The following is a 17,333-nucleotide window of genomic DNA, read 5'->3' on the forward strand; positions in this document are numbered from 1 at the left end:
TCTTACCACTTTGCCTCTTTGACAAATTGATAGAAAAGCTGATGTAATTTCTGTTCAATGTCTTCCTTAGTCCCCTGTCCATAAAGCGCCATGCTTTCTTCACTTTCAATGATGGATGAACTGATCAGACTAAACATTTCTGATCCTTCCTTGCCAAGCTCTTGCGGCGCCAGCATCATGAGCATTCGTGACATCTGCTGCTGCCCGCCATCCATGCTTTTAACCTCGTATGCCTGATCAAGATCATAAATATGAAAAATTGGTTCCTTAATGTCTGCATGCTTTAAATGAAAAAGAGCAAATTCAGTACCAGGTATGCCTAAGCCGCCTTGCTGTTCACGTTCCAGAAGGCCGCTCGCCACATCATCCGCATGTATGATAAACCCTTCCTCTTCAAGCTGCCGAAGGAGCTGACTGATGGTTTCATCATGCTGCGGCATCGTCTTTCTTTTTTCGATGGTAAAATGGGACAGGATGCTGCGAATCACAAACATATAATTCGTCACCTGCTCTGCAACCGCCATCATATCAACGGTTTCTTGCACCAATTCTTTCGGAGATTCTTTTGTTCTTTTTTTCTCGATGATATAAGGAATCTTCCGTTTAATATGAGCCTTCACACGCATGGCATCATCCTCGTTTAAAAGCGGGCTGACCATGATGTAATCGATATGCTCATATGGGATCGGAACGGTTGAGACAATCATGTCATAGCTCGATGCATCGATTTCCTTTAGTTCCATCAAAGAGGATAGATCGAACTTGGCGATCTCCGGCAATTCTTTTTTCAACCGGGAGGCGAGCATTTTCGAGGAACCAATCCCGCTTGAGCAAACAACCAACGCATGAATTTTTGTTTCTTCTTTTTTGATTTCAAGCACTGAGCCAAAGTGAAGCACAAGAAAGGCAATTTCATCCTCTGGAAATTCAATCTCTGGAAAGAAACGCTCGACTCCTTCTTCAATCGCCATAAACAGCAAAAAGTAGTCTTTTTTAATTTGTTGTGTGAGCGGATTATAGATTCTCATCTTTTCCTTTAGACGGTTCATGGCAGGTTCGAGATGAGACACGAGCCCCTCATACAATGAATCATTTTCATTGAGATGATAGCCGGTTTTATTTGAAATAAAATCAATGAGCTTTTTCGTTCTCAGCGCTATATCCAGCTCAATTTCATCAATACGGTATTCTGCCCCAAAGCTGCGATTTGCACTGCGAAGATGGATGGTCATATATCCGACCTCCGCTTCAGGAATCTCGACATTAAACATGCGTTCAAGCGCTCTTGCCATTCGAAGTGATGATTCAAATTCCTTCGTCCTCTTTAATTCCAGCAGCTCTTTCTCTTCCATCCGAATGGTTTCCCCAAGCTGAATACGTTCGATGGCATAGGTTAAGTGAACAACAAGTGCAATATAGGCACTATCAGATAATGAGAGTGACAGTCGATCTTTCAAATGAAAGAGCAGTCTTTCTACCTTAAGCAGCTGTCCTCTGCTGACAACGCCAAACACTTTTTCCGTCGCTTTCGTTCGATGTTTGATATTCATTTCAATCGTTTCTAAAAATAATTGAATGTCGAGCCGGTCAACAATGAGATTGCCGACAATTTTCCGTTTTGCTTCCTCCGGCCCTTTTAATTCAATGCCGTACCCGCGCTTGCGGATAAGCTGCAAACCATATGGAGCAATCCACTCCGTCAGTTCATCTAAATCATAGCTGATCGTCGCATTTGTTACCTGTAAGTCAGCTGCGAGTGTGTATAATTTCACCGGTTCCTTCGCTTCAAGCAGCGCACATAGGATTAAGAGCTTTCGTTCATCTGAGCTATATTCGATTTGATCCTCATTTGACATATGAGCAAGAAGCCGCTGTTTATCCTCCTGTTCGCCGACTGCCTTCAAGCCTTTCCCCGGCTGTTTATCTAATGAAAGATGATAATCTTTCAATATTGGTTTAATGGATTTTAGTTCTCTATGGATCGTTCTAGTACTCACCTGAACAGAATCGGCTATCTCACGAATGGTGACATAACGATTTTGCTGAATGATGTATTTAATGACTTTCTGTTCTCGTGCCGTTATGTACATGAAATGCCTCCTTCTGTATAAATAGGTCTATTGTCACATCTTAATATAAAACGCTTTCAACAAGCGATGCAATCTTAAGTTGATCTGACTTTGGCACAGCGGCTATGACAAAATTAAAAACAAAGGTTTCATCAGACGCTTCTCCAAAATGACGGTCCATAATCCTTTTGATGAAATTGAACCTTTTGTTTTTGAAAAGGCAGTGAACCTCCGGCTTTTAAAGAATAAGTCGGATTGTATACTGGAGAGCCAAAGCAATAATCGATTGTGCCTTCTTCCGGACGGAACATGACGGTTCGCATCGTTCCAAACAGCTCCTCATAATTGTGCACAGCCAGACCATCAGGATATTCTGTCTGGAACAGTTTAGCAAGAGAATCACCTGATCGTTGCTCTTTTAAAGCTTCCATTAACATATCGTATCTGACAACAGAATGATGTTTGGTCATCCCTTTTGCTGTTTGATCAGCTACCGGATGATTCGTTGCGGCAATATAACCTCTCTCCGGTCTTCTCACCATTTTTTGACCATCAATGATTTCAATCACAGCCGCCTCTCCTTTTCGATCAGCTAGCATGATATGAACATTTGAGGCAACAGGCATTTCCTTGATAGAGCGAATGGCTCCCTCAACCGTTTGACAGGATTCCAGAACAGAGCGAATCACATGATACACCTGCAAACCGGCTACTGCTGGAGGCTTTAGACCGGGTTCATTACCAATCGGCGGACCGCAAGCAGAGAAAGTCACAGCAAGACCATGCTCATTCATCCCATCAGATCTGCCAAACAAGAGCAGTGACGAGCCTGTATGATATGCTGAGCCTTTTACATGTGTCGTCACAAGACGCATATCATCAAAAATCGGAGAGAAATCATAGTTACGCAGCATGACTGTTTGTTGACCTGCCGCCATATTCCCCTGCCTCACGCAGTGGGAACAGCCCGGCTGAAGATGAGATGAATAGAAAAAGGTTAAATAACGCTCATCTAATTGCAGTTCATCACAAAATCCAGCAATCTCTTCATCTAACTGTGGAAGATAAGGACGCATCAGCTGCTTCGTTTCCTTCACAGCCTCCTTTCTTGCCGGTTCTGTCCGAATATATTGTGTCTTTAGCAACGGATTCTCCTTAAGCCAGGCAGCCTGCTGTTTTCCCACTTCATAAGCCGTTCCTGTCATCTCTTGAAAATATGCACTGATCTCCTCCATGCCTGTACACCTCTTTCGCCTTCGTTTCTTTTATCATATCGAAACCGTCATTTATTGAAAAGGATGAAAAAAACTGCAATCCCACCGGATTACAGCTGTTTACAGTGTGCTTGAAACAATGCTTCTGCCATTGCATCATACCCCTTAGGATTCGGGTGAAATTGGTCAATCGATAAGTAAGCTCTTTCATGCCCTTCAAACGCTTTGTACACATCCACAACTTCTACATGCGGATTCGCAGCAAGCAAACGAAGTTGTTGATTATATTGCTGAAGCCACCTACCGGCTATTGGTATTTGCGGAAATGGATTATATAAATTCATGAAATACACGTAGTAGGGCTGATGCTGCCCTTTTTTGATCTGAGCGATTTCTTGAATCATCTTGCTAAAATTCGCCTGGCAATGCATGACTGCTTGCAGCAGTTTCTTTTCATCTTCACTTTCTTCATACTGCTGAACAGCTTGAACAAGGTCATTCCCACAGCCTGTGATGGTGATGATGTCAGCTGCCGCAATCGAACGTCTCACCTCTGACCGTTTGAAGAGCTGTAAAATCTGCTCGGTCGTTAACCCTGATTTTGCAAATACGGACAGCTCGACTGGTGCATGCGTCTTTTTTTCAAGCATCCACCAAAACCGCTGAACAAATCCTCCGCCAAATAAACGTGCCCCCACCCCAACTGTTAAGGAATCTCCAATCGCAACATAGGATCGTCCCACTCTTATCCCTCACTCTCTCCTGCCTTCTCTTATATATACGAATTCGGAGAACAGATGCTTGTAGCAGATGACTTAGGGGCATCCATCTTTTTTTGAGAAGCAGTGCCTTTACAAACTCTTTACTTGCGATATCGAACGTTTTTTTGTTCAATAAGAGTAGGCTTTTTGCGCTGAAAACTGCGTGTTTACGCGTTCCAGAAAAATTTACAAACTTTTTATCTTGATTTCGAGACTTTATACCTTGACTTCAAACTACATTGTGATTACAATGAAAATATCAGTTTTCATGTAACTGTGCTTGTTACATCTTTTTCATAGCATTCCAATATGATTAAAGATGCCACATATTCAGTGTATCTCTGGGATACACTAAAAAAATCACTGAAACAGAAAGGATTGAATGAACATGGCAAAAGTTTTATACATCACTGCACATCCGCATGATGAAACAGTTTCTTACAGTATGGCTACTGCTAAGGCGTTTATCGAATCTTATAAGGAAGCAAATCCAAGTGACGAGGTTGTACATATCGATTTGTACAAAGAAAACATCCCTCACATTGATGCAGATGTATTCGCTGGCTGGGGCAAACTTCAATCTGGCGCTGGTTTCGATACACTTTCAGCTGAAGAGCAAGCGAAAGTTGCTCGCCTAAACGAATTAAGTGATCAATTCGTTTCTGCTGACAAATATGTATTTGTTTCACCACTTTGGAACTTCTCATTCCCACCAGTTCTTAAAGCATACATCGACTCTGTTGCTGTAGCTGGTAAAACATTCAAATACACTGAGCAAGGTCCTGTTGGATTATTAACAGACAAAAAAGCTCTTCACATCCAAGCACGTGGCGGATATTACACTGAAGGTCCTGCTGCTGAACTTGAAGCAGGTCACCGTTACCTTGGTACAATCGCTAGCTTCTTCGGAATTCCTTCTTTCGAAGGTCTTATCGTTGAAGGTCACAATGCTGAGCCTGCAAAAGCAGAGCAAATTAAAGCAGATGCAATCGAACGTGCGAAAGCTTTAGGAAAAACTTTCTAATAACTGCACGCAAAAAGCCAATGATCTTTACGGTCATTGGCTTTTTATTTGTTCAGATGAAAAGCCTAATTCTCTCGAAATATCACTGGCGGCTTTTTTCACGTGTTGAATTAAGTAAGGCAGGCGTTCTTTTTGATAGCCTGCTTCAAATCCTGCAATGCTAATACCTGCTGTCACTTCCCCAAGATGATTGAAAATAGGGGCTCCAATCGCAGCTGTATAGTTTTCAAGCTCAGAATAGCTTAGCGTATATCCCCGCGCATTTGATTCTTCCAGCATGTTTCTTAGAACCTCTTTATCTGTGATGGTCCCAATTCCGATCTTCCCCAGCTCAATTGAGTCAATATAGGCAAGTCTCTCGCTCTTTGGCAAAAAAGAGAGAATACTTCTCGCACAAGCACCTGCATATAGGGGAGACCGTCTGCCAACGGCGGTGTAGAGACGAACAGGCTGCGTACCTTCAATCTTTTCCACATAAATGGCTTCGTCGCCCTCACGAACAATGAGCTGTACAGCTTCTCCTACTTCATCCCGTAAGCTTTCCATAAATGGTCTTGCAATCTTCCGAATATCAAGGCGGTCCGCCACAAGCTGACCGTATTCAAGGAACATTAAGCCTAATCGATAAACACCTGTTTCTTGCTTTTCTAACAGCCCCATATCGGCTAAAGAGCTCGCCATACGATGGACAGATGTTTTCGGCATACCGGAAAGCTCAATCATTTCATTTAATGTTAATTGATCGTGAGCGATAAACAGGCGCAAAATCTCCATTGATTTCACGACCGTTTTATTTGTGTTTTGCATCTTCTTCACCTTTTCTAAACGAGAATGCTTCTAGCTTGATTCTTGCGGCCAGCTCCCTCAGTTCTGCTTCTTGCTTAAATAACGCCTGCTCTGCATCCCGATGATCTATTTGTTCAAAATACAGATTTGCCCCAGGCATTGCTTGTGCAATAAGCGGCAAATCAACAGTCGCTACTTCTCCAATACGCGGGTATCCGCCTGTCGTCTGCCGATCTGCCAGCAGAATAATCGGCTGGCCATCAGGAGGAATTTGAATGGATCCAAAGGCGACCGCTTCTGAGATCAATTCCAGTTTTTCTTTTAAATGAACCGGCTCTCCCTTCAGCCGGCAGCCCATGCGATCTGATTGGGGTGTGACCTGATAAGGCTGCTCAAAAAACGCGATTTGAGATGTTTCTTGAAAATGAGAAAGATGCCTGCCTGCCAGCACACGAATCACTGGTGATTTCCGCAGCGGTAAAAAATGATCATGACTCACTGTCCAATCGGGTGCGCCGTATCCCGCCTGTTTCACTTTATTTTTTAGCCTATCAAACAAAAGATCCGCTACGATAGACGGCTCTCCAACAGGCAGAATGTCGCCTTTTTCAAGCGGTCGTCCTTTCAGTCCACCGATCCCTGCTCTGACATAGGTGCTTTTGCTCTGCATGACTGGCTCCACATCAAATCCACCTGCCACAGCAAGATAAACGCGGCAGCCTCTCTTACAAAGACCAAAAGTGATCGTGCTTCCTGATCGGACAAAGAGCGGCTTCCATAATGGTGCCCGCTCTCCATCAATATCAATCTCAACATCAGCACCAGTGACGGCAATGAGCTGATCCTTCTCACATGTGAGCACAGGCCCCGGCCCCATCAACGTCACTTCCAGCACGGCTTCGTTTTCTTGGTTGCCGGTGAGAATGTTGGCGATTCTAAGTGAGAGCGGGTCCATGCCGCCGCTCGTTAAGATGCCATACTTTTGATAGCCTTGCCGCCCTTTATCTTGAATGGTTGTGTACATCCCTGGCTTGATGACATGAATACTCAACGTTCTGCCTCCTTCATGCTGAAAAATTCCTTTTCAGACATTTGGACAAATCTGACCTCGTCCCCTGCTTTCAATAGACTCGGAATTTCCTCGTCTGGGCGAAAAAGCGGCAGCGGGGTTTGTCCAATGAGCTGCCAGCCCCCGGGTGTGGAAATTGGATAAACGCCTGTCTGCTTTCCCGCAATACCAACAGAGCCTTTTGGAATGGACATCCTTGGTGTTTCTCTGCGTGGTGCTGCGATCTTTTCAGACAGCCCGCCTAAAAACGGAAACCCTGGGGCAAATCCAATCATATAGACAAGATACGTCCCAGCAGTGTGAATACGCACGACTTCCTCTGGCGTTAAACCATTGATACGGGCAACCTCTTCTAAATCAGGGCCCAGCGCTCCCCCGTAACAGACTGGAATGTCAACGATGCGGCGCTTTACTTGAATTCCCTCCTGCCATTTGTCTTCAAGAAGTTGTTCAATATAGCCTTTGACCCATTCATACGGAGACAGGTCATGTTGTTGAAGTCGGGCCGATTGATGAACGGTATAAGGCTCGTAAAAAACAGTCACGTTTGTAAAGGCTTGAACCGCTTCTACATATCCTTCAAATGGGTGCTGTTCAATACATGCAAACAGCTGCTCAACACGTGCATGAATCTCCTCACGTATGTCAGCTCCAGCTTGGATGACGATCGCTGCATCTCCCAGCGGGTGATAGGTGATGGAATCTTTTATCGTTGAAAAAGCCACTTGAGGACACCTCTCTTTCTACAGTACACCGAGCTTTTGATCTCTTTGATCTGTGATGAACATATGCCCGGGTGCATGAGTAATCGCAATGTCGGGTTTTGTATGCATGACAATGGCTTGCGGCGTCACACCACATGCCCAAAACACCGGGACCTCTCCTTCTTTGATCACAGACGGTTCTCCAAAGTCAGGCTGACCTACATCGGAAATGCCAATCACCGCTGGGTCCCCGATATGGATCGGGCCGCCATGGACTGACGGAAATCGAGACGTCACTTGAACACTTCTTGTGACCTGATGCGCCGGTATGGGTCTCATGCTGACTACCATCGGGCCATGAAAGACTCCTGCTTTTTCACAAGCTATATTCGTTTGATACATGGGTACGTTATGACCGTCTTCGATATGGCGGACAGGAATGTCATTCAGCATAAGCGCGTGCTCAAACGTAAAACTGCATCCAATGAGAAAGGCAACCATATCATCCTCCCAATAAGCAGAGATATCTGTGACCTCTTCTTCAAGAATCCCTTTTCGGTAAATACGGTACTTAGGAAAGTCCGTACGAATATCCGCTTGAGGCGCCGACCGTCTTGGCACTGGATCACCTGGGTCCAGTACATCAAGCAAGGGACATGCAGCCGGATTCCGCTGACAAAATAAAAGAAAATCAAAGGCAAGTTCCTTTTTGACAATCATTAAATTGGCTTGAGCAAACCCTTCTGCAAAGCCAGCCGTTGGTCCTGTGATCTTTTTTTCGCGAATCAATTCTCTCATCTGTGATGGCTCATATGTTTGATAAGTATTCATCTGAATCAGCTCCATAGTTTCGGGATTTCATTAATGATGGTATAGCCGCCCATCATCGTCATGATGACCACAACAAATGCACCAGTCACTGTCAAAAAGAATGGATGACGATAATCTCCGACAATGTCTTTCTTATACGCCGCAACGAGTAATGTGCCAAGGGCGAGCGGCAAAATCAATGCATTGATCGCTCCAACTAATATCAATATGTTCACTGGTCTTCCGATCGTAATAAAACAAATGGTTGAGAGGGCAATAAAGCCAATGATGATACCACGCTGGTTTTGCTCAATTTTTGGTGAGAAGGTTTTAAAGAAGGAAACCGATGTGTATGCTGCTCCAATGACGGATGTAATCGCCGCAGCCCACATAATAATTCCGAACATTTTATATCCGATATTTCCTGAAGCTAATTGAAAAACAGAGGCAGGCGGGTTGGATGGATCTATCTGCAAGCCTTTTGAGACAACTCCTAATACGGCAAGAAAGAGTGCTACACGCATGACAGATGTAATTAAGACACCGAAAATAGAGCTTTTCGTCACTTGAGGAAGTGCATCCTTCCCTTTAATGCCAGCATCCAATAGACGATGCCCACCAGCAAAAACGATATAGCCGCCAACTGTCCCCCCGACAAGTGTCACTATTGATAAAATATCAATTTCTTCTGGGACAAATGTTCTGAGCGCTGCTTCTCCAACGGGCGGTGCTGTTGAAACCGCCACGTACAGCATCAGGCCAATCATGACAAAACCTGCTATTTGTGTGAAACGGTCCATTGCTTTCCCAGCTTCTTTAATCACAAAGATAAAAATAGCAATGACAGCACTGATGGCTGCTCCGATTCGCGGATCAATTCCTGTGATCACCTGAAAACCGAGCCCAGCTCCAGCGATATTTCCGATGTTAAAGGCAAGTCCTCCAATGACAATCAAAAAGGCCAGCACATACCCGAGACCCGGGAGTACCATATTGGCAATATCCTGACCTCGTTTTTCTGAGACGGCAATGATGCGCCATACATTTGTTTGTGCAAAAATATCTAATAAAATGGAGATCAAAATGACAAACCCAAAGCTAGCCGCAAGCTGCTGTGTGAAGACGGTCGTTTGTGTTAAAAATCCCGGTCCAATCGCGGATGTCGCCATTAAAAAGGCAGCGCCCATCAGCATAGACCGATTCCCCTTTGGAGCCTTCATGTGTTTGACTTTCTCTGTTTTCATGCTGTTTCCCCCTTTGATGACAATTTTTATTGAAAGGCCTTGAGATGAATACCGGCTTCTTTTAGCTTCGCTGTAATGGTTTTCGCAAATTGAAGCGCATGGCTGCCGTCTCCGTGAATGCAGACAGTATCTGCTTTGAGCTCGATATCTTCTCCTTGAACTGTACGAACCTTGCCTTCTCGCACCATACGAACAACCTGCTGGACGGCCCGTTCATCCTCTTCAATGAGTGCATGTGGTTCGCGGCGGGATGTCAGCGTCCCATCTGTTTGATACGTCCGATCAGAAAAAACTTCATGTGCCACTTGAAGACCTATTCGTTCACCTGCTAACGCAAGTTCACTGCCTGACAGACCAAATAACACTAGGTTAGGATCCACATCATACACTGCCTTCGCAATTGATTCAGATAATTCAGTATTTTTAGCCGCCATGTTGTAGAGAGCGCCGTGTGGTTTGACATGCTGCATCGTGCCGCCCTCGGCCTTGAGAAAGGCTGATAGAGCGCCAATTTGATAGATGACAAGATCATAGGCTTCCTCTGCGGAGATAGCCATTGGACGTCTGCCAAAGCCGGCCAAATCTTGCAATCCAGGATGTGCACCAATTTTGACCCCTTTATCCAGTGCCATTCTGACCGTCTTTCTCATAACGGTTGGATCTCCTGCATGAAAACCGCAAGCAACATTGGCTGAGGTGACATATTCTAACATTTGTTCGTCTGCACCGATTGTATATTGACCAAAGCTTTCTCCCAGATCACAGTTGATATCCACTTGATACATAGAATCCCTCCTTGTTGTTCCGAAATACGGAATATAAAGTCCGAATATTCGAATTTATATTGATTATACCAACTTTGGATAGACTGCACATGAAATTGTCAGAAAATATAACAATAGAACTAGGAGAAAACAAAAAAGCGAGAGGCAAAGTCCTCTCACTTTTTCTTGTATGAAATGCTTCCTATTTAGACAGCACCCAATGTTGGATGGCCTTTGCAACGCCGTGTTCTGTGTTAGGCGCTGTAATCCAATCCGCCGCCTCTTTCACCACTTCCTGGGCATTTCCCATCGCAATGCCTAATCCAGCTTCTTGAATCATGGCCATATCATTGAGGCTGTCGCCAAGGGACATGACGTTGTCCATCGTACAGCCAATGCGTTCTGCTACTTTTGCAAGAGCTGCCGCTTTGTTAATGCCGGCTGCATTGACTTCAATATTAGTCGGACTTGAGTTTGTGATCTCTAGGTACTTATTTGTTTTCAATGTATTGAGTACTTCCTCACGAACGTCATCATCATGAATATCAAAGCCAAATTTCAGCCATTCATGGTCATGAATTCGTTCTGGGAATTCACCTCTCCACACCTTATCCACAGTCGAAGCCCAGTAATCGGTTTCGTACCTATTTTTTAAATCCCACATCATTTGGACGTGATCAGGATGCAGCAGATCTCGTTCGATCAGCTGGAAGTTTGAATCCCAGATCTCACTTCCGTTTGCTGTCACGAGGTAAGACGATAACTTGAGCGGCTCAACCAGCTCTCGGCATGTCATCAGTGTCCGCCCTGTGCTAATGACCACATGGACCCCTTTTGCTTCAGCTTCTTTAATGGCTTGTTTATTTTCCTCTGGAATGATGTGCTCACTGTTTAACAGCGTGCCATCCATATCAATGGCAATCAATCGGATGTCTTTCTTATGAGCTTGTGTTGACAAATTGAGTACCCCACTTTGTATCGATTTTTGAAACTATCTTTATTTTAATATAAAGATGAAGCTGGCACAAAGGGACGAGTTTGATCCCATAGAAAAAAGACCTGGTTACAGGTCTCTTCAGATTGGCTTAGCGTTCACATGCAATACCGTCTTTATCACGATCAAGGTGCTTATTTTTAAGATAAAGTGCTTTTGATGCATACGGCTTGTACTTTGTTTTGCCGCCTTTGTTTTTTGTGTTTTTGCTTTTTGCCACGCCGCCTTTATATACTTTGTTCAGCGCTTTGCAGTTTTTGTAAGACTTGACCGTTTTTGCATCTGCTGTGTGGGTGTCGACTTGTGTAAAGCTTAGTAAAAGACCTAAAGACAAGACAGCCACCATGATTTTTTTCAACATGTAAAATCCCCCTATTTTTTCTAATTTTACATTTTTATCATATGTCACCACTTTTTGTTTTTCAAGACTATCGAGCTAATTATTTTGATTTTTTTGGCATGAAATACACCTTATATCCTATATGGTACAATGAGTGGGAAACCTTTCCGTTTTTGACACGTATATGAAGAGAGGAGTTTTTCACATGAAAATGAAATATACCATTTTATATGTAAACGATGTGGAGGCGAGTATTCATTTCTTTCAGCATGTACTTGGTTTCCCAATAAAATTGAGGGTTGAATCCTATGTTGAGTTTGACACTGGAGACGTGACGTTATCGATTAATTCACGCCAGGATGTCAAAGAAGCACTCGGATTGCCTGTCCCTGAAACAAATCAAACATCTCAAACGTTTGAAATTGGCTTTGTTGTGGATGATGTGGAGCAAACGATTGCATCAATGAAAGAAAAAGGGGTACCGATCATCAAAGAACCTGCAAAAAAACCATGGGGTCAAACGGTCGCTTATGTGTCTGATCCTGATGGTCATTTCATTGAAATATGTGATGCGGTCTCCTAATTGTCTTTGAAGGGAGTGAACCAGAATGAGAAAAAAACATGCTTTTTTCGCCGGTGTTTGCTCAATGATTGTGATTTGCAGCGCCGCTATCCTGTTGCAGCACCTTGAATGGATTGGGTTTGTCAGCGGCGGGATCTCTATTATTGGGGTCGTGATGTCTGGGGTGCTAATGGGTGCTTGGACAAGTGGAGAAGAGACACGAGCAGCCTATCATTCTGAAACAAAAGAACACCGCATGTGGCGTCTTGATACGGCTTTTCTTGTGATCATTTTTGCCCTTCCGCACATGGCTGCTTCGGCCTTATACGTTTTGATGTAAACACTTGTTAAAAGGAGTTAGTCATATGGCTGTTTTTATTCTATTCATTGTATTTGGCTTTCCTATTCTCTCTGTGCTGATTGGCATTTTTGGCACGCTTTTTTTGAAGAATGTTTGGATGCCTACTTTGATTGTGCTGTTGGCAAGCTTGATTTTCATGTTCACCTCTATTGGCGGGAATGAATCCTTTCTCATTTGGGTGATTGTCTATACCGTCTTTACGTTCCTTGCTGGATTGATTACAAAGCGGCTCAGCGTGTAGACAAACCCTCGCATTCGGTGTCAGGTCTGCGCTCCGGTGCTCACGAATGTCAAATTCGCTCCGCTCCGGTACTCGTCCTTCCTAGACTTCAAAGGTTTTCTATCACGCTGAAAAAAAGAAGACAAAGGGCTAAAATAAAGATCATTTTAGCCCTTTGTCAACAACTTGAAAGAACAGCATCGCTGTTCTTTTTTTAGATCAATTATCCGCACACCATAGTTCAATTTCAATTTTCAGCTCCGGCCATCCTAAAGCTGATACATAAGCAACCGTCATTGATGGGTAAGCTGTTTTCAAGGTCGTATCCCACTGAGGATATAGATGGTCCCAGTCTATCACTTTAGGAGCTATTTTTCATTTAATTTGAGTGCTAATTTACACTAAAATACTCTTATATTAAAGCATCTTATTGATTTAAACAAAATATTAAGTAATAGCCCATAAGGGGTAGCTTCATACCTAAACTACAGTTAAAATACTAGTCATACACTAACCGTTTTTGTTACCTTTATTTTTTTGAGGCCGAAAAAGGGTCTCATCGTTTTCTAGCTTAGAATCAATAAACTCCACAATACGTTGAAGATCGTGTATTTGATTCATAACTTTTTCTTTATATTCTAAAAGGGTTCTTTTTAATTCGGGAACAGAACTAAGTTTATATTTTACAGGATATTGTAAAATATTTTTCATTTCATTTAATGACATTCCTGTTTTTTTCAGACAAATGATCAGTTCCATTAGCTCTATGTCTTCTTCATCGTATATTCGATGTCCATTTCGTTTTCTTTTTGCATAAGGAAGCAATCCGATTTTTTCATAATAGCGGATCGCATCTTCAGTTAATCCGGTTTTCTTGGAAGCTTGCTTGATAGAATAAGCATTCAAATCATCACCTACTAATTTTGTTTACAGATAGATTAATTAAAATCTAAACGAGAAACTCGTTTTGGTAAATATCAATCAGTTGATTAAGTACTTGTGCCTCATAACCAGAGAATTTGATTGCAGTTTCTTTGCCCTTGTTTACAAAAATCCCGGTAATTTCGTTGTTGAAATTGAAAGCAGCTTCATATAAGCGAGATGCCCCTTTGCTTGGAGGAGAAAAAATAAGGTTCCTTATGGGAAGAATATAACTGGGCATTCTTTTTCCTTTGGTCAACTTCGTCCTGTTTGGTCCTGGGCAGACACTGCGAATTTTTATTCCCTCGGTCAATAGCTTCGGAGCAATTCCATTCGTCCACAGGGAAAGGGCTAATTTACTGTTCGCATATGGACCTATAATCTTTTTAAATGGAATTGTCTTAGGATCGATTACTGTATTTAAGTCAAATTGCTTCAAAAATAATAAAGAATTGGAAGACGTATTGATGATCGTTTTCTCCTGCCCATGTAGTAACAGTTCTTTAAGTTCCATTGTAACGATATAAGGCACTAATGTATTAACTTCAAAATGAATTTCACGCCCTTGTTTGGAATATTTGTATTCAGCAAAACTGACTCCTGCATTGTTAAAAATCAAGTCAATTTTGTTCTCGCTTTTCTTAATCTGGCTAAGTACGTTTCTAAGGCTGGAGAATTCGGCTAAATCAGCTTTATATACTCTTAATAGCTTCTTTTTAAGAGCATCAATAACTATTGGTTGATCATTTGGAAAGTCAGAACGAATTACAGCAATTACTTCCCATCCTTGAGATACAATCTTTTTCGTCAGTTCCAATCCAATCCCAGAGTTGGCTCCTGTAATCAATACCACTTTATTTTGTTCGTTCATTTTATTCTTCCTTTCTGTGTTTCCGATAGTAAACACAGATTACTACTTGGAGTGAACACCAAGTCAAGGAAATTTTTTTAATATATTTCCATAAGCGATTTATATTCGTATCCTTTGTAGTGTTATGAATAATCATTAAAATGGATACTAAACTAAGTTGCGACGTTAGTTGAATAAAACTGCTTAGTTCGCAATCCGAATTAAAATAGACCTACAAATGAATAGATAGCTTTTTGTATTAATGAAAAATAACTATTAAAATTAGTGAAAAATAAAACCAAAATTTACACCCAGTCGATTTCTTCTGTTGCCCATATATTGACCTTGATCACATGTTCTTCATTTAATCCTTCTGATTCAAGGATTTTTTTGATGTTTTCAAACGTATTCGTTACTTGGTCGTTTAAGCTTAATGGGATCTGCCCATCTATATCTGTCCCTACCTGACCCGATGTAACAAATAATCCCGCGCCCTTTGGCACCCTTGTGATATGACTGTAGTGACCAACAGGTTTCGGCATACTTTCTGGGTTTTTTCTCGTGATTTTTTCCATGTTATGTCCCTCACTCACGTTTATTTTTCTGCTAGTTTCTTCGTTTTGTAGACAGACTTCACCAATTTCTATCTATCCTAAAAGAAAACAGCAGTGGAGTATCCATAGCCACAAGGTAAGAACATCAATATCTTCTTTTTCATGACCTGAACACTCCTTTTGTTTGCGTGAGCAAGGTTTTGATTAACTTCACCGTAGCTGACAAGTGATACATCGTCAAAATGATTTATAGACGATAACGCGCAATGTCCTGATTCAATCGCATGCTTAGTTCATTGAGCCTTTCTGCTGCTTTTGCCACATTAGAGATGGCTGTCACTTGTTCGTCTGTGGATGCAGTGATTTCTTCGATCGCCGCAGCATTTTCTTGAGAAACATGTGCTGCGCCGTGCATGGCTTTTGTGATGAGGTCGTTTTGCTCCAGCAGTGTATTCAGCTCTTTTGCCATCGCATTTGTTTCAACGATGGTTTGTGAAATCAATGTAGAGATGGCATTGAATTCATGTTCTGTTGCATGCACCGCTTCATCCAGCTCGGCAAAACGATCCATTGTGTTAGACATGATACCAGCTGTTGTTGTCGTTTCTTCTTTAATGCCTTGGATCATTTGCTGAATTTGAACGGCTGATTGTTTTGTCTGCTCAGCTAAATTCCGCACTTCACTCGCCACAACTGAGAAGCCTTTGCCATGCTCTCCTGCACGTGCTGCCTCAATACTTGCATTCAGCGCCAGTAAATTCGTCTCATTTGAAATGCTTTCAATCGTATCTGTGATTTGAGAGATATCCTGTACTTTTGTACTTAACTGCTCGATTCCTGCTCTAATGCCTTGAGACGCCTGAATCGATTGTTCATTCGATTGTTTTAATTGCTGTACGATTTGCTGGCCCTGCTGTGATGATTGACTTGATTGGTCGGAAATCCGTTTAATTTGATCACTCTGTTCTTTGACATTCTCAATAGATTGATTAAACTGGGTCATTTGTTGATTGGCGACTTCAAGATCGGATGCTTGATGAAGTGTTCCAGTCGATATGTCTCCGATGGCTCGTCCAATTTCTTCACTGCTGGCTGAGGTTTCTTCAGATATTGCCGATAAATCTGTCGCTGATTCAACAAGCTGACTGCTCGTTTCCTGTAAACCGCTCACCAGTGTTCTAAGCTCTCCTGACATATGGTTAAAGCCTTTTGCCAGCTGTCCGATTTCATCCGTTGTTTCCTTTAAGTTCGTGCGTTCAATATTCCCTGCCGCAATTTCCTTTGAAGCAGCAGTGACTTGCTTCAGCAGTCTGACTTTTCCTCTAGCAGCTAAATAAAATACGCCTAGGCTCAGAAGGGCGACACCCGCTGTAATAAGAATAATATAGAGCTTCATCTGCTCTAATTCTTTATAAAATTCGTCTTGGAAGACAGCGATGCCTACACTCCAATTCCAAGGCGTAAACTGGCTCATATAGGCGAGCTTTTCTTTTTCTTCGCCGGTTGCATCGTCCTTATCCATATAGGTCACATAGTGTGCATCCTCGCCTTTTGCATTGGCGCCAGCGACCATTTTTTGACGATTGGTCGTGTTATCTGGAATGACGCCGATGTCGTTGACTGGATGAACCTGGGTAGAATAGTCAGTGCCATAAGCGATAAGATAGCCTTTATTTTTATAGATAAAATCTGATTTTTGAGATTGGTATCCCTTCCCGTTGTCATTTTTGGGTCCGCTCAAGTAAAGCCGGGCTTGTTCTTGCGCCTGCTCAAGCGTCAGTTCTTTTTTCTCCACACGGTCATTCAACTGTTCAAGTGTGGCCATCGCTCCGCTCACAATGTGCTTTAAATCTGCTTTCCCTGCATCAATTAATACATGTTTCGCTAACAAATATCCCGTTGTTCCAACTAGTCCGCCTGTTAAAATCGTGATCACGATAATGGCAGACATTAATTGAAAAAAGACACTTCTTGACGCAAACGCTTTCTTTTTCATGTACAAATTCCCCCTTACTTTATATATCGTCAAGCAGGGAAAAGTATTAAAAAAGTCATAGAAAAAATCCCTTTCACACGATGGAAAGGG

The 17,333-nt window shown here is 42.6% G+C and carries 18 protein-coding genes and 1 pseudogene; 4 read left to right on the forward strand and 15 right to left on the reverse strand.

Going from position 1 to position 17,333, the window contains the following annotated elements; genetic code table 11:
• Window positions 1-2: 2 nt before the first annotated feature.
• The 3 genes from JVX94_RS12305 to JVX94_RS12315 all read right to left on the reverse strand — a co-directional run bounded on the left by JVX94_RS12305 (window position 3) and on the right by JVX94_RS12315 (window position 4,026).
• Complete coding sequence (locus tag JVX94_RS12305; RefSeq protein ID WP_205183287.1) at window positions 3-2,090, reverse strand: BglG family transcription antiterminator; 2,088 nt, start codon at window positions 2,088-2,090, stop codon at window positions 3-5.
• Between the two features lie 131 nt (window positions 2,091-2,221).
• Window positions 2,222-3,304: a C45 family autoproteolytic acyltransferase/hydrolase gene (locus JVX94_RS12310; RefSeq protein ID WP_205183289.1), complete on the reverse strand. Its 1,083-nt coding sequence runs from the start codon at window positions 3,302-3,304 to the stop codon at window positions 2,222-2,224.
• An 89-nt stretch (window positions 3,305-3,393) separates the two neighbouring features.
• Window positions 3,394-4,026, reverse strand: coding sequence for a GDSL-type esterase/lipase family protein (locus JVX94_RS12315; protein WP_205183291.1), 633 nt, complete (start codon window positions 4,024-4,026; stop codon window positions 3,394-3,396).
• A gap of 406 nt (window positions 4,027-4,432) precedes the next feature.
• Between JVX94_RS12315 and JVX94_RS12320 the strand changes: the two genes are divergently transcribed.
• Window positions 4,433-5,068 carry an FMN-dependent NADH-azoreductase gene (locus JVX94_RS12320; protein WP_003214444.1) on the forward strand — a complete coding sequence of 212 codons (636 nt, stop codon included), beginning with the start codon at window positions 4,433-4,435 and terminating at the stop codon, window positions 5,066-5,068.
• 33 nt (window positions 5,069-5,101) lie between these two features.
• On the opposite strand, the gene JVX94_RS12325 is transcribed toward JVX94_RS12320, so the two are convergent.
• The 8 genes from JVX94_RS12325 to JVX94_RS12360 form a co-directional block, all read right to left on the reverse strand.
• Entirely contained in the window at window positions 5,102-5,875 is a 774-nt protein-coding gene (locus tag JVX94_RS12325) for an IclR family transcriptional regulator (RefSeq protein WP_203129291.1), read from the reverse strand.
• Window positions 5,859-6,905 (reverse strand): 5-oxoprolinase subunit C family protein, encoded by a 1,047-nt coding sequence (locus tag JVX94_RS12330; protein ID WP_205183293.1) that lies wholly within the window; start codon window positions 6,903-6,905, stop codon window positions 5,859-5,861. Before JVX94_RS12330 ends, JVX94_RS12325 begins: the two co-directional genes overlap by 17 nt.
• Window positions 6,902-7,648, reverse strand: a complete 747-nt coding sequence (gene pxpB / locus JVX94_RS12335; protein ID WP_095407764.1) for a 5-oxoprolinase subunit PxpB — start codon at window positions 7,646-7,648, stop codon at window positions 6,902-6,904. The genes JVX94_RS12330 and pxpB overlap by 4 nt, the downstream gene beginning before the upstream one ends.
• Before the next feature lie 18 nt (window positions 7,649-7,666).
• A complete protein-coding gene (locus JVX94_RS12340; protein ID WP_205183295.1) occupies window positions 7,667-8,458 on the reverse strand; it encodes a putative hydro-lyase in 792 nt (263 codons plus the stop codon).
• 5 nt (window positions 8,459-8,463) lie between these two features.
• Window positions 8,464-9,681, reverse strand: coding sequence for an NRAMP family divalent metal transporter (locus tag JVX94_RS12345; protein ID WP_205183297.1), 1,218 nt, complete (start codon window positions 9,679-9,681; stop codon window positions 8,464-8,466).
• Between the two features lie 26 nt (window positions 9,682-9,707).
• Entirely contained in the window at window positions 9,708-10,466 is a 759-nt protein-coding gene (locus tag JVX94_RS12350) for a LamB/YcsF family protein (RefSeq protein WP_205183299.1), read from the reverse strand.
• A gap of 181 nt (window positions 10,467-10,647) precedes the next feature.
• Window positions 10,648-11,403, reverse strand: a complete 756-nt coding sequence (locus tag JVX94_RS12355; RefSeq protein ID WP_144486129.1) for a Cof-type HAD-IIB family hydrolase — start codon at window positions 11,401-11,403, stop codon at window positions 10,648-10,650.
• A gap of 127 nt (window positions 11,404-11,530) precedes the next feature.
• A complete protein-coding gene (locus tag JVX94_RS12360) occupies window positions 11,531-11,800 on the reverse strand; it encodes an excalibur calcium-binding domain-containing protein (protein WP_144486128.1) in 270 nt (89 codons plus the stop codon).
• Between the two features lie 184 nt (window positions 11,801-11,984).
• Here JVX94_RS12360 and JVX94_RS12365 point away from each other — a divergent pair, with 184 nt between their 5' ends.
• The 3 genes from JVX94_RS12365 to JVX94_RS12375 are packed head-to-tail and all read left to right on the forward strand — an operon-like array spanning window position 11,985 to window position 12,943.
• Window positions 11,985-12,362, forward strand: a complete 378-nt coding sequence (locus tag JVX94_RS12365) for a VOC family protein (RefSeq protein ID WP_095407759.1) — start codon at window positions 11,985-11,987, stop codon at window positions 12,360-12,362.
• A gap of 25 nt (window positions 12,363-12,387) precedes the next feature.
• On the forward strand, window positions 12,388-12,681 hold the full coding sequence (locus JVX94_RS12370) for a DUF5316 family protein (RefSeq protein ID WP_205183302.1): 294 nt from the start codon (window positions 12,388-12,390) through the stop codon (window positions 12,679-12,681).
• A 25-nt stretch (window positions 12,682-12,706) separates the two neighbouring features.
• Window positions 12,707-12,943 carry a DUF2651 family protein gene (locus JVX94_RS12375; protein WP_205183305.1) on the forward strand — a complete coding sequence of 79 codons (237 nt, stop codon included), beginning with the start codon at window positions 12,707-12,709 and terminating at the stop codon, window positions 12,941-12,943.
• A 489-nt stretch (window positions 12,944-13,432) separates the two neighbouring features.
• Here the strand turns inward: JVX94_RS12375 and JVX94_RS12380 are convergent, their stop codons facing one another.
• From JVX94_RS12380 to JVX94_RS12395, 4 genes and pseudogenes are all read right to left on the reverse strand, one after another.
• Window positions 13,433-13,828: a MerR family transcriptional regulator gene (locus JVX94_RS12380; RefSeq protein ID WP_073203836.1), complete on the reverse strand. Its 396-nt coding sequence runs from the start codon at window positions 13,826-13,828 to the stop codon at window positions 13,433-13,435.
• 43 nt (window positions 13,829-13,871) lie between these two features.
• Window positions 13,872-14,714 carry an SDR family NAD(P)-dependent oxidoreductase gene (locus tag JVX94_RS12385; RefSeq protein ID WP_205183308.1) on the reverse strand — a complete coding sequence of 281 codons (843 nt, stop codon included), beginning with the start codon at window positions 14,712-14,714 and terminating at the stop codon, window positions 13,872-13,874.
• Window positions 14,715-15,004: 290 nt separating this feature from the next.
• Window positions 15,005-15,268: pseudogene (locus JVX94_RS12390) on the reverse strand (RidA family protein); the annotation flags it as partial.
• A 226-nt stretch (window positions 15,269-15,494) separates the two neighbouring features.
• Window positions 15,495-17,243, reverse strand: coding sequence for a methyl-accepting chemotaxis protein (locus JVX94_RS12395; protein WP_111927525.1), 1,749 nt, complete (start codon window positions 17,241-17,243; stop codon window positions 15,495-15,497).
• Window positions 17,244-17,333 lie beyond the last annotated feature (90 nt).

The organism is Bacillus sp. PDNC022, from assembly GCF_016919285.1.
GTDB lineage: Bacteria > Bacillota > Bacilli > Bacillales > Bacillaceae > Bacillus > Bacillus safensis.

Coding starts and splice junctions, on each gene's coding strand:
- JVX94_RS12305 (WP_205183287.1), bottom strand. CDS start 2,090: ATGTACATAACGGCACGAGAACAGAAAGTCATTAAATACATCATTCAG.
- JVX94_RS12310 (WP_205183289.1), bottom strand. CDS start 3,304: ATGGAGGAGATCAGTGCATATTTTCAAGAGATGACAGGAACGGCTTAT.
- JVX94_RS12320 (WP_003214444.1), top strand. CDS start 4,433: ATGGCAAAAGTTTTATACATCACTGCACATCCGCATGATGAAACAGTT.
- JVX94_RS12325 (WP_203129291.1), bottom strand. CDS start 5,875: ATGCAAAACACAAATAAAACGGTCGTGAAATCAATGGAGATTTTGCGC.
- JVX94_RS12340 (WP_205183295.1), bottom strand. CDS start 8,458: ATGAATACTTATCAAACATATGAGCCATCACAGATGAGAGAATTGATT.
- JVX94_RS12345 (WP_205183297.1), bottom strand. CDS start 9,681: ATGAAAACAGAGAAAGTCAAACACATGAAGGCTCCAAAGGGGAATCGG.
- JVX94_RS12350 (WP_205183299.1), bottom strand. CDS start 10,466: ATGTATCAAGTGGATATCAACTGTGATCTGGGAGAAAGCTTTGGTCAA.
- JVX94_RS12360 (WP_144486128.1), bottom strand. CDS start 11,800: ATGTTGAAAAAAATCATGGTGGCTGTCTTGTCTTTAGGTCTTTTACTA.
- JVX94_RS12365 (WP_095407759.1), top strand. CDS start 11,985: ATGAAAATGAAATATACCATTTTATATGTAAACGATGTGGAGGCGAGT.
- JVX94_RS12370 (WP_205183302.1), top strand. CDS start 12,388: ATGAGAAAAAAACATGCTTTTTTCGCCGGTGTTTGCTCAATGATTGTG.
- JVX94_RS12375 (WP_205183305.1), top strand. CDS start 12,707: ATGGCTGTTTTTATTCTATTCATTGTATTTGGCTTTCCTATTCTCTCT.
- JVX94_RS12385 (WP_205183308.1), bottom strand. CDS start 14,714: ATGAACGAACAAAATAAAGTGGTATTGATTACAGGAGCCAACTCTGGG.
- JVX94_RS12395 (WP_111927525.1), bottom strand. CDS start 17,243: ATGAAAAAGAAAGCGTTTGCGTCAAGAAGTGTCTTTTTTCAATTAATG.